Source organism: Pseudoalteromonas marina, assembly GCF_000238335.3.
Taxonomy (GTDB): Bacteria; Pseudomonadota; Gammaproteobacteria; order Enterobacterales; family Alteromonadaceae; genus Pseudoalteromonas; species Pseudoalteromonas marina.
In genome coordinates, this window is record NZ_AHCB03000005.1 from 1575788 (window position 1) to 1588397 (window position 12610).

Annotated in this window: 11 protein-coding genes; 4 read left to right on the forward strand and 7 right to left on the reverse strand. The window is 39.9% G+C overall.

Translation table 11 applies throughout. From position 1 onward, the window contains the following. Positions 1-29 precede the first annotated feature (29 nt). The 5 genes from PMAN_RS07335 to PMAN_RS07355 all read right to left on the reverse strand — a co-directional run bounded on the left by PMAN_RS07335 (position 30) and on the right by PMAN_RS07355 (position 4496). Positions 30-326, reverse strand: a complete 297-nt coding sequence (locus PMAN_RS07335) for a hypothetical protein (RefSeq protein WP_010557454.1) — start codon at positions 324-326, stop codon at positions 30-32. A gap of 239 nt (positions 327-565) precedes the next feature. Next, positions 566-1042, reverse strand: a complete 477-nt coding sequence (locus tag PMAN_RS07340; protein ID WP_010557455.1) for a GreA/GreB family elongation factor — start codon at positions 1040-1042, stop codon at positions 566-568. Between the two features lie 117 nt (positions 1043-1159). Further along, on the reverse strand, positions 1160-2092 hold the full coding sequence (secF, locus tag PMAN_RS07345; RefSeq protein ID WP_010557456.1) for a protein translocase subunit SecF: 933 nt from the start codon (positions 2090-2092) through the stop codon (positions 1160-1162). Next, positions 2085-3923 (reverse strand): protein translocase subunit SecD, encoded by a 1839-nt coding sequence (gene secD, locus PMAN_RS07350; protein ID WP_010557457.1) that lies wholly within the window; start codon positions 3921-3923, stop codon positions 2085-2087. The genes secF and secD overlap by 8 nt, the downstream gene beginning before the upstream one ends. Positions 3924-4034: 111 nt before the next feature. After that, the gene (locus PMAN_RS07355) at positions 4035-4496 is read right to left on the reverse strand and encodes a hypothetical protein (protein ID WP_010557458.1); all 462 of its coding nucleotides are present in this window, start codon (positions 4494-4496) and stop codon (positions 4035-4037) included. A gap of 94 nt (positions 4497-4590) precedes the next feature. Between PMAN_RS07355 and PMAN_RS07360 the strand changes: the two genes are divergently transcribed. The 4 genes from PMAN_RS07360 to PMAN_RS07375 all read left to right on the forward strand — a co-directional run bounded on the left by PMAN_RS07360 (position 4591) and on the right by PMAN_RS07375 (position 10885). Further along, the gene (locus PMAN_RS07360; protein ID WP_010557459.1) at positions 4591-6369 is read left to right on the forward strand and encodes an ABCB family ABC transporter ATP-binding protein/permease; all 1779 of its coding nucleotides are present in this window, start codon (positions 4591-4593) and stop codon (positions 6367-6369) included. Positions 6370-6539: 170 nt separating this feature from the next. Continuing rightward, complete coding sequence (locus PMAN_RS07365; RefSeq protein ID WP_010557460.1) at positions 6540-8618, forward strand: M13 family metallopeptidase; 2079 nt, start codon at positions 6540-6542, stop codon at positions 8616-8618. Positions 8619-8806: 188 nt separating this feature from the next. Further along, a complete protein-coding gene (locus tag PMAN_RS07370) occupies positions 8807-9520 on the forward strand; it encodes a YebC/PmpR family DNA-binding transcriptional regulator (protein WP_006794578.1) in 714 nt (237 codons plus the stop codon). 33 nt (positions 9521-9553) lie between these two features. Further along, positions 9554-10885 (forward strand): leucine-rich repeat domain-containing protein, encoded by a 1332-nt coding sequence (locus tag PMAN_RS07375; protein WP_010557461.1) that lies wholly within the window; start codon positions 9554-9556, stop codon positions 10883-10885. Positions 10886-10951: 66 nt separating this feature from the next. Here PMAN_RS07375 and gap read toward each other — a convergent pair whose 3' ends face one another. Together gap and eda are read right to left on the reverse strand one after the other, a co-directional pair. Next, a complete protein-coding gene (gene gap, locus PMAN_RS07380; RefSeq protein ID WP_008131573.1) occupies positions 10952-11956 on the reverse strand; it encodes a type I glyceraldehyde-3-phosphate dehydrogenase in 1005 nt (334 codons plus the stop codon). A gap of 9 nt (positions 11957-11965) precedes the next feature. Further along, positions 11966-12586: a bifunctional 4-hydroxy-2-oxoglutarate aldolase/2-dehydro-3-deoxy-phosphogluconate aldolase gene (gene eda / locus PMAN_RS07385; RefSeq protein WP_008131571.1), complete on the reverse strand. Its 621-nt coding sequence runs from the start codon at positions 12584-12586 to the stop codon at positions 11966-11968. Positions 12587-12610: the final 24 nt, after the last annotated feature.

Consider the following 12610-nt stretch of genomic DNA (forward strand, 5'->3'; position numbering starts at 1 on the left):
ATGTACGCATTAACCAGAACATTCATTAACTATATTTTCAGAAATTTTTTTGATTCTTTAAAAGACTTAGGTGTAAAGACCTCATCTGGGTCTTCTGTATTCGCACCATCAATTGTTAATTCATAGTAAGTAATTTGCCCTTCAGCTTTTTCTACTTCTACGGAGAGCAAATAACTAGTTAATGACCGATACTCTTCAAATTTATCAAAGAAGCAGGCCTCATAGACAGGAACGTCGAGTTTTTTACCATAACCCACCAATTTGATAGATTGGAAACCACATGCAGCTAACAAAGAACAAAGTAAAATTGAAATCAGTGTTTTCATATAACTCTAGGTGCTAACAACATATTGAACACCATTTCGGTGGTTTATAACACCCCAAAACGGCGTATATTATATCGCTCAATAATTCCACTAAGCAACTCTAATGTAAACAATTAATTACGTATGTTATAAAAATTCTGTGGCAAAATACACCAAAACGACTGTTAATAATGTTATGAGACAAATTGGCTTTGTCGGATGGCGCTTCGCTTATCCGACCTACATCTAAAACTAATGTTTTATAAAATTTCTACCACTTCATATTCATGGTTTTTGCCTGCGATGGTTAGGCTTACTTCATCATCAAACTGTTTGCCTAAAAGTTGTTTGCCCAGCGGGGCTTCGGGTGTAACAACTTGAATAGTGATATTTTTTACTTCAACCGTTAAGCCGCCTGCGGCTGGGCCTAAATAAAACCATTTTTGTAGGGCGTTTTCATCTTCTAGGCAAACGAGTGAGCTTATAATCACTTTATTATGAGTGGGCTCTTTAAAAATAGTTTCAAATTGTTTAATACTTTTGTAGCAATCGTTTACGCGCTCGGCTTGGCCTTGTGCTAAATAAGCGGCTTCGAGTCCTAGGGTATCGTACTGCGTTTCTGCAACGCTTTCTTCGTGAGTTGCGGCGTCGTGCGCGGCTTTTGCTGCTTGTTTTGCGCTGTTTAATTGTGCTTCAAGTGCAAATTTAAGGTGTTCTATTACGTGGGATTTATTCATGAAAGGCGCTAATAACCAATACGGTAAACTATGTGATTAATTTTACCGTTATAAGGCGCTTAAAACCATTATTTTAAGCACCAGTGTTTTAATGCAGATTTTTAAAAGCATTTATTGCTAGGGCATATCGAGCAACGCTTGCGTTTCTGCATCTTGTTTTTCTTCGTAATTTTTAGCACTTAACCCTAAAAGCTCGGGTAACGTGGCGGCAATACAAATAGATGAGAACGTACCTACTACAATGCCGGTAAATAGCGCGATGGCAAAGCCTTGTAATGGCGCGCCTGCGAGGAGCCAAACACTTGCAACTGTAGCAAGCGTGGTGCCCGATGTAATAAGCGTACGTGTTAAGGTACTTTTTATGGCGTTGTTAATAATACTTGCCGGGCTAAGCGCATTATTAGATTTAACACGTAAAAGCTCGCGTACTCTATCGCCTACTATTATAGAGTCGTTAAGTGAATAACCTATAATGGCGAGTAAACTGGCAAGTACGGTTAAATTAAATTCAATACTTAATAGCGAAAATAGCCCCAGTACCAGTAATAAATCATGCACTAGCGCAACCACAGAGCCAACAGCTAAACGCCATTCAAACCGTACTGCTAAATAAAGCATTACTGCAACCATGGCTGAAAATAGCGCTAAACAACCTTGTTCAAACAGTTCATCACCCACTTGCGAGCCAATATACGCTGATGACAAAACCTCGGCGTTAATGTCTGCATTTTGTGTAATGGCGCTTTGCCAATCACTACTGTTTGCTGTTGAATCGCTAGGCGCTTCGCGTAGTTGAAAGTGATTATTTCCTTGTGCGGTTAGTTCAAACTCGCCATTGTGATTTTTAGTAATAAATTGCTCAAGCTGTTTTAGCTCAACACCTTGGCTGGTGGTAAATTCTGTTAGGTAACCACCGGTAAAGTCGAGTCCAAAATTAAGCCCTTTTTGACTAAGCGTAAATACCGATAGCAGTACAAGTATGACGCTCAAAAGCATGCCCGAAAAACGCAGACGTGTACCCGCCTCGCCCTTTAAAAAAGTGTTAAGCATGTGCATTTACTCCTGCTTTTTTAGTCATTTTTAAATATACCGTTTGGCTTAGTACTTTTGATACGTAGACACCAGTAAATACCGAGGTTATTAAGCCAAGTGCCAATGTTATGGCAAAACCTTTAACTGGGCCGTAACCTATTCCATATAAAATAAGCGCGGTGATCATGGTGGTTATATTGGCATCAAATATGGTGTTAGCGGCTTGCTTGTAACCTTCTTGAATAGCTTGATAAGCAGAGCGGCCTTTTCTACGCTCTTCTTTTATTCGCTCAAATATAATAACGTTGGTATCTACCGCCATACCAATGGTGAGTACCAGCCCGGCAATACCCGGAAGCGTTAACACAACCCCTGGTAATAACGACATTAGCCCCACAAGCGACGTTAAATTTAATAACAGCGCGACGTTTGCAATAAGCCCTAAACGGCGATACCACAGCGCCATAAAGGCAAGTGTAATACCCATACCAAGCATTAATGCGGCCAAGCCGTTAGTTATATTTTCTTGACCTAGGCTCGGCCCTATTGTTTGCTCGTGCACTATAGTTACCGGCGCAGTCAGCGAACCTGCTCGTAATAACAGGGCTAAATCGGCCGCTGCTTGTTGGCTTTTCATATTGGTAATACTAAAACGTGAACTTAAATGCTGCGCAATATTAGCCACGTTTATAACTTCACTTTTTTTAACGGTTTCACCGTTTGCGTTTTGAGAGTACTCTGAGTAAACCGTGGCCATAGGCTTACCAATATTAGCTTTTGAAAATGCCGACATGGCATCGCCGCCTTGCCCATCTAGGCTAAGTTGAACCAGTGGCTTACCCCAGTCGTCGCGCCCTATGTTTGCATTATTAATGTGATCGCCTGTAAAAATTGGCACAGGATCAAGTTTGATTGTTCCGCCCGATTGCATATTAAAAGTTTGGCCACCCACTTCTTTTAACTGATAAAACCCAAGTGAAGCAGTTGCACCAATAATGCGCTTAGCCTCGGTTGGGTCTTGCACACCTGGCAGCTCAATACGTATACGCTGTGTGCCTTGCCGCTGTGTTACAGCCTCAGTAATACCTAATTCTTCTATGCGTGAGCGAAGTGTGGTGAGTGTTTGGCTCATTACTTCTTTGTCAAAGTTGCTACGCCCTTGCTCTGAATAGCTAAACTTGGCGTTTTTAACATTGCCATTATTGGTTGTTGTAACCGCTAAATTAGCAAAGCGACTTTGAAGCTCATCTATCACTGGGTTAAGTTTTTGCACCGCGTTAGGCAGCGCATTAATTTCAAAGCCATGCCCTGTTTGCTGCGCTTTAAGGCCGTACGCTTTTTGCTTTATAATGATTGATTTAGCTTGTTGATACGCACTGGTTAATTGCTCATCAATTGCTTTATCTAAATCTACGTCGAGTACAAATAGCACGCCGCCGTTTAAATCTAGTCCCAATTTTATTGGCGATAAACCAAATTCTTGCAGCCAAATTGGGCTTGTTGCATGCTCTACAATTTTAACTTGCGTGTTTAGGTACTGCGCCTTTATAGCCGCTTGAGCTTGGGCGCTTTTACTTGGCTCGTTTAACAGAATATTTATAGATGTTTTATTATTTACCCCTTGCTCTACTTTTAAGCCTTGGCTATTTAAAAAAGTAACTAATTCATTAGTACTGGGCACAGCTTGTGTTTCGCTATGTGGTGCGTTGCTTACATGCAACCACGATTTATTAGGGTATAAGTTGGGTAATGCGCTTATAGCTAATAAAATCAGCACAATTAGCATGGCTATGTAGCTTAATTTAAATTTAGCCATAAGTGGCTTTTGATCTTTTTTTACACTTAACATGTTTTTTCCTTATCACCAGTAAATTACTGGCAACGTACTTTTTAAAAGTACAATTAATCTCAAGGCTTAAACGTAAAACGTTAAAACCTAATAAAAATTAAATAAGAAAAATTAAGCGTGGTAGGTAGTTACTGCTTTGTAGAGTAAGTTGGCATCTTTCCAGCCACTTAAACGGGATTTTTTACTGTGATGCACAAGCGTATACCAAGGCTGAATAGCATTTACAGCTTGGGGGCGTAAAAATATTTGCCTAACAAGGTGCTGCGCAAAAAACTCAAAAACAACATCGTATTCTGGCTCACTTTGAACTGTGTGCAAAAAAAGTGACGCATTACTTGCTGTAAGCCTTGGCTGATGTGAGTCAAAATCGGTGTGTTGTGTTTTTTTATGCGCAGGTGCGTCTGCAGACTTTTTAGTAGGCTTTGTTTTAGTTATATCAATAGCATCTGTAAATAAAATGTGCGAACTGACAGCTGGATTCAAATTTTGTGTTACCTGCACAGCATTACTCTGCACACTAAACAGTGCAGCTAGAAGCAAAAAAGCAGTTATAAAAACACGAAATTTAAACATACTTAGATCAAACTAAAATAAGTGATGCCTAGTATATTAGGGCAACTATTTAAAATACAATGCTTAACAATTAAGTATTTAAACGAGAAAAATAATGCGCTCCAGACAAAACGTTGAAAAACGTGCAGACGCCATGAATTTAAAACAAAGCGTTAGAACGTTGTGGCCTTACATTACAAAGTTTAAAGGGCGCGTATTTATTGCGCTTTTAGCGCTTATCGGTGCTAAAGGCGCCACACTTTTAATGCCTTGGGTGTTAAAAGAAATTATCGACTCGGTTGATAAATCAATAAACCCAGTGTTGGTCATTCCCGCTCTATTATTACTTATGTACGGCGGTTTGCGTTTCGCTAGTGTGTTTTTAGGTGAAGTAAGAGACGCTGTTTTTTCACGGGTAACCGAACATGCTATGCGCAATATTGGCCTAAAAGTGTTTAAGCATTTGCACTCGCTTGAACTTGCATTTCACTTAGACAGGCAAACTGGTGGTATAAGCCGTGACATAGAACGTGGTACCAGTGGACTCAGCTTTTTAATGCGCTTTTTAATGTTTAACATTGTGCCTACCCTTTTTGAAATTCTCACCGTTGCTATTATTTTTGGGTCGCTATTTTCTATTTGGTTCGCGTTAATTACACTTCTTGCTGTTGGTGTATATATATTTTTTACAGTCACGGTGACACAGTGGCGTAATCGTTTTATTCGTGAATCAAACGCAGCTGATAACCTCAGTAACACACGCGCAATAGACAGCTTACTTAATTATGAAACTGTAAAATATTTTAATAATGAGCAGTTTGAAGCCAAAACATATGACTCATTTTTAGCTAATTGGGAAACCGCGCGTTTAAAAAATAGAATGTCTTTGCTTGCGCTTAATTCAGGGCAAGCATTAATTATTGCCAGTGCCATCACCGCGTTAATGTGGTTAGGTTCAAGCGAGGTAGTAACGGGGTCACTAAGCATTGGTGAATTAGTAATGATAAACGCGTATATGATCCAATTATTTTTACCGCTTAACTTTTTGGGTTTTGTTTATCGTGAAATTCGCCGCGCTCTTACCGATTTAGAAAACATGCTGGGCTTACTCAATAAAAAACCACAAGTCACTAATGCTCCAAATGCAAATACACTTAATGTCCCAAATGGGGAAATTGCCTTTAATAATGTGAGTTTTAGCTACAACGCTAGCCGCCCTATTTTAAATAATATTAGCTTTAAAGTGAAAGCGGGTAGCAAGGTAGCTATTGTGGGCGCAAGTGGTGCTGGCAAAAGTTCACTAGCGCGCCTGCTCTATCGTTTTTATGATGTAACATCGGGCAGCATTACTATTGATAACCAAGCTATTAACTCGGTCACGCTTAATAGCCTTCGTAAAGCTATTGCTATTGTTCCTCAAGATACCGTTTTATTTAACACAACAATTCGTGAAAACATTGCCTATGGCCGCCCTTCTGCAAGCGATAGTGATATTGATAAAGCCATTGAAATGGCTCATTTAAAAGATTTCATTAATACGTTAGCTGATGGCGATAAAACCCGAGTGGGTGAACGAGGTCTAAAAGTATCTGGCGGCGAAAAACAGCGTATTGCAATAGCACGCGCTATTTTAAAACAATCCCCAATTTTAATATTTGACGAGGCAACGTCGGCACTCGACTCTCAGGCCGAGCAAGCAATTTTAAAGGCAATGCATGAAGTAGCCAGCGAGCACACCAGTATTGTAATTGCGCATAGGTTATCAACCATTACTGATGCCCACACTATTATTGTGCTTAAGTCGGGCCAAATTGTTGAACAAGGGCAACATAACGAATTGCTGACCTTGGGTGGTGAATACGCACATATGTGGGCATTACAACAACAAGATTAACCTGTTTATTAATTTATGTTGGTAGCTTGTTGCTTGCGTTGCTTATTGGTTTTATCGGATCAGGCTGTGATTCACCTCAAAAGAATTGTGTGCCTGTCTTTTATACATAACAATCAAAATGATATTTTTATAACAAAAATTAACAAATTCATTATCCAGGGGGATAAACGATGAAAAAGAGTTTAATTGCAGCGGCTTTAGCTGCCACTTTTATAACAGGCTGTTCAGAGCCACAAACTACAAGCAGTCAAGTTCAAACTGCAAGCACAGAAAATACAGTTGTTAGCAATAAAGCTGAATTAGGTAGCTTTGGTGTTGATTTATCAGCGCGTAACGAAGCCGTTAAACCTGGTGATGACTTTTTCATGTACGCCAGTGGCACGTGGTACGACAACTACAATATGCCAGCAGACAAAACGCGTTATGGTGCGTTTTCGGCTTTAGCAGAACGCAGTGAAGACCGTGTTAAAAAAATTATTGAAGACATTGCAGCACGTAAAGAACTAAACGCTGAAGAGCAATTGGTTGCTGATTTTTATAATTCGTACATGGATACCGACACACTTAATGAACTTGGTGTTAAACCTATTCAACCGCTGTTAAATCAAATTAGTAATATGGAATCTACCGACGACTTAGCTTATGTATTTGGGCAATCGTGGTTATCGGGCCTTCGTACTCCTATTGGTGGTGGTATGTGGTTTAACCGTTTAGACCCAAATAAATACGAAATGTCGTTAGGCGCTGGTGGTTTAGGTTTACCAGACCGTTCATACTATTTAGAAGATGCTGAGCGTTTTGTTAAAACCCGTGAAGCTTACGTGGCTCATATTGCCGACATGCTAAAATTTGCCAATGTTGATAACACAACAGAACGCGCAAAAGCCATACTAGAGCTTGAAACTAAAATAGCACAAGGCCATTGGCCGCGCGAAAAACGACGTAATCGCGACCTGTCGTTAAATCAAATTAAACGTGAAGATTTAGTAGCTACATACCCTGGTTTTAACTGGGATGTATATTTTGAGCAAACGGGATACAAAGTTCCTCAACTTAATGTATCTCAGCCTGAACCGATTAAAGCCATGATTGAGCTTATCAATAATGAAGATTTAGCGGTTTGGAAAGACTACTTAACCTACCATGCAATTAGCGGTAATGCAGGTTTACTTTCTGAAGATATTTTTAATACACGTTTTGCATTTTATGGCAAAGAACTAAACGGCCAGCAAGAACCACGCCCTCGCTGGAAACGTGCAATTAACGAAATGTCGGGCACAAGCTCGCTTGGCTTTGCTATTGGTAAAATTTACGTTGACCAATACTTTCCTGAATCATCTAAACAACAAATGTCTGAACTGGTTGAAAACCTGCGTTCAGCATTAGGTGAGCGAATTGATAATCTTGATTGGATGGGCGCTGAAACGAAGGTAAACGCACGTGCTAAGTTAGCAGCATTTGTTCCAAAAATTGGTTACCCAGATGTATGGCAGTCTTACGATGGTTTAACTATTAGCCAAAACGATTTAGTAGGTAACGTTAAAAACATGCGTGAATTTTTCCGCGCTGAAAGCGTAGAAAAAGAACTACAAAAAACTGACCGTAACCGTTGGGGCATGACACCACAACGTGTAAATGCATACTACAATAGCTCGTTTAACGAAATTGTGTTTCCAGCTGCTATATTACAACCTCCGTTTTTTGATCCAAATGCCGATCCAGCGGTTAACTACGGCGGCATTGGTGCTGTAATTGGCCACGAAATGGGCCATGGATTTGATGATCAGGGTTCAAAATCTGATGCTAACGGTATTCAACGTAACTGGTGGACAGACGAAGACCGCGCTGCATTTGATGCAAAAGCAGACCAACTTGCCGCACAGTACAGTAAATACGAACCTATTGAAGGTAACTTTGTAAATGGGCGTAATAGCCTAGGCGAAAATATTGGTGATGTGGGTGGTTTAGCCATGGCTTACCACGCATACAAACTAAGCCTAAATGGTAAAGAAGCGCCTGTCATTGACGGTGTAACTGGCGATCAACGTTTCTTTTTAGCTTGGGCACAAGTATGGAAAGAAAAACGTACTGAGCAAAGTATGTTAAACCAACTACGCGGTGGTACGCATGCACCAGGTCGCTTTAGAGCACAAGCACCACGTAACCACGATGCTTGGTACAAAGCATTTGACGTTAAACCTGGTGATGCCTTGTATTTGCCAGAAGAAGAACGCGTTCGTATTTGGTAATTACACTAATACGTATGTAAACAAATACTAAACAGCCCGCAACAGCGGGCTGTTTTATTTTATGCAAATGGCTATTTTAACTTTTTTACTATTAATGTTCCCCATTCCGTACTAGCCCTTAATGCCATTTACCTTTAGAATACGGTCTATTATTTTTCAGTTATTTATAAAATTAAGGCGAAACGCAGATGGGAAGAGCTTACCAAAACAAAAAAGATTCAATGGCTAAAACTGCGGGTGCTAAAACTAAAGTTTACTCTAAGTACGGTAAAGAAATTTATATTTGTGCTAAAAATGGCGGTGTAGATACAGATGGTAATCTATCATTACGCCGTTTAATCGAACGTGCAAAAAAAGACCAAGTGCCAGCACACGTAATTGAACGCGCAATTGAAAAAGCAAAAGGCGGCGGCGGTGAAGACTACGCAGCAACACGTTACGAAGGTTACGGCCCTGGTAACTGTATGATTATTGTTGACTGTTTAACCGATAACAACAAACGTACATTTGCAGACGTACGCGTTTGTTTTACAAAAGCAAATGCTAAAATTGGCGCACAAAATTCGGTGTCACATTTATTTGACCATTTAGCTATTTTTGTTTTTGATGGCGACGATGATGAAGCTGTTCTTGAAGCGCTTATGATGGCTGACGTTGATGTAACCGATGTAGAAGTAGACAGCGGTAAAGTAACCGTATTCGCACCTCATACTGAATACAACAACACACGTACTGCATTAGAAGAAATGGGCATTTCTGAATTTGACGAAGACTTAATTGCGTTTGTACCACAAGTAGAAGCGCCAATTGAAGGTGAAGATGTTGAAGTAATGGAGCGCTTTTTAGCAATGCTAGAAGATTGTGACGACGTACAAAACGTTTATCATAACGCGCAATTCTAAACCTCATCTACATGTTAATTAAAGCCAACAGCCATGTTGGCTTTTTTATTTACAGGGCTTTATAAATTAATGAATACCCTTTCAAAGCTAAAGGCTGGTAAGTTAGCCGGTGCAAAGCACTTACAGCTGGTTGAGCAATTATCTGAGTTTCCCACAGACATTTTTAAGCTTGCCGATACACTTGAAGTACTTGATCTTTCTAATAATAATTTAAGTGATTTACCAGACGAGTTTGCGTGTTTGCATCGCCTTGAGCGTGTGTTTTTGTCGTTTAATCAATTTAAACATATACCCACAGTATTGGCTAAATGCCCTGCTTTAATTATGGTTGCGTTTAAAGGCAACCAAATATCGCAGTTTGCACCAAACAGCCTGCCAAAAAATATTGAGTGGCTTATTCTCACCGATAACAACTTACACGAATTACCTGACGATTTTGGTAATTACAGCCAGCTTAAAAAGCTTGCACTTGCGGGTAATAACCTAAAAAAATTACCGATAAGTATGGCTAATTGCACTAGCTTAGAGCTTGTAAGGCTCTCTGCAAATAACCTAACAAAACTCGATGATTGGCTACTAGAATTACCAAAACTTGCTTGGCTTGCTTTTGCAGGTAACAACTTTAATAAAGCGCAGTGCTTAACTAAAAGTACGTTGAAAAATACCCCACTTGAAAATTTTCAGCTTAAAAAAGTAATAGGCCAAGGCGCATCGGGTGTTATTCATCTTGCAAAAACAGAACATAATAATGTTGCAGTGAAACTTTTTAAAGGCGCGATCACCAGCGATGGTTACCCACTTGATGAGGTGAATTGCTGCCTACAAGCTGCTAATCATGCAAACTTAATAAAGGTATTAAGCTACATAGAGCAAAGTGAACAACTTGGCTTAGTAATGGAGTTAATAGATACCAATTATACTAATTTAGGCTTACCACCAAGTTTAGAAACATGTACACGCGATACGTTTAATGACGGTTGCAACTACTCTATTAAAGCTGTTTATAAAATAGCAAAACAAATGGCAAATACGCTTACTCACCTTCATACGAATAAGGTAAGCCACGGCGATATTTACGCCCATAACACCATGATAAATGAACACAATGACGTTTTATTTGGCGATTTTGGAGCAGCAACAAACTTAGCCATGCTTAGCGAATATCAACAACAGCAAATACAATTAATAGAAGTCCGCGCTTTTGGTTGTTTAATAGAGGATTTACTAAGTACTGTTAGCGCAGCAGTTAAGCAAGACGAATTGTTTGGCAAAATGTCCGATATAGCAACGCGTTCTACCAACAGCGTTATTGCATCACGCCCTAGCTTTAAAGCATTAAGCACCTTATTAAACGAATTGGTATAAATTAAGCAAAAAAAAGCCTGCATAATGCAGGCTTGGTTGGATAAAGCTAAACTTTTACAGGGTCAATTATAAGTACTGACCTAATGCTTTAACTTGGTCTAACATGCGGTTTGAGAAGCCCCACTCGTTATCGTACCAAGCCATTACTTTAACTAGTTTGCCTTCAGCTTTTGTTTGCGTTGCATCAAAAATTGATGACGCAGGGTTGTGATTAAAATCAATAGAAACAAGCGGAAGCTCGTTGTATTCTAAGATATCTTTCATTGAACCTGTTGCTGCGGCTTTCATTACTTCGTTAATTTCTTCAGCAGTTGTTTCGCGCTTAGTAATAAACGTAAAATCAACTAAAGAAACATTAATAGTAGGTACACGTACCGACATACCGTCTAATTTACCCGCAAGCTCAGGAAGTACTAAGCCAACAGCTGCAGCAGCACCTGTTTTAGTTGGGATCATAGATTGTGTTGCACTACGCGCACGGTATAGATCTGGGTGGTAAACGTCAGATAAGTTTTGATCGTTTGTGTAAGCATGAATTGTAGTCATGCTACCTTGCTCAATACCTACTGTGTCGTTAATTGCTTTTGCAATAGGTGCTAAACAGTTAGTCGTACAAGATGCGTTAGAGATAATGTTGCTATCAGCGTTAATTACATCGCTGTTAACGCCGTGAACTACTGTTGCATCTAAATCTTTACCAGGAGCAGATACAATAACTTTCTTAGCGCCAGCTGTAATGTGCTTAGCAGCGTCTTCACGCTTAGTGAAAAAGCCCGTACATTCTAAAACAATGTCTACGTTTAACTCTTTCCACGGTAGGTTTGCAGGGTCACGCTCTTGAGTAAGTGTAATTACGTCATCACCAATTAACATGGTGTTATCAGCAAGTGTTACTTTTTTAGAAAATTGACCATGAACTGAGTCAAACTGTGTTAAATGTGCATTTACATTAGCCGGTGCTAAATCGTTAATTGCTACAATTTTAATTTCACTGTTTTGTGCTGACTCATAAAGCGCACGTAATACATTGCGACCGATACGACCATAACCGTTAATTGCTACATTAATCATTTGAGACTCCTATTTAAGTTCACTTGCTTGGCGAGCAAGCGCTTCAATGGCTTGCCAGTCTTTATTTTCAATTAGTTGTTTGTCTAGCATCCATGTACCACCAACACAAATAACATTGTTAAGTGCTAAATAGTTAGGTGCAGTTGCTAGGCTAATGCCACCTGTTGGGCAAAAAGTAATATGTGGTAATGGTCCGCCTATAGACTTAAGCATTGCCGTTCCGCCTGCAGCTTCAGCAGGGAAGAATTTTAAATACTTAAAACCATGGCTTGCTAACTGCATTACTTCGCTCGCAGTTGCAGCACCAGGTAAAAATGGAATGTCTGACTCTTTTGCAAGTGCTAATAACTCGGTGCTCACACCTGGGCTAACCATAAAATCTGCACCTGCAGCCACTGATGCTTCAAAGCTTGCTTTATCAACTACAGTTCCCGTACCAACAAAAGCTTCTGGCACTTCAGCTTTCATCAACTTTACAGCTTCTGCTGCAATTGGCGTACGCAGTGTAATTTCAAGTGCTTTTAAGCCACCGTTGTATAACGCTCTAGCAAGTGGTGCAGCATCTTCTAATTTTTCGATTACAACCACTGGCACAACGGGTGCCGATGCTAAGATTTTTTCAATACTCATTACTTGTTCCTCATTACCCAGTAC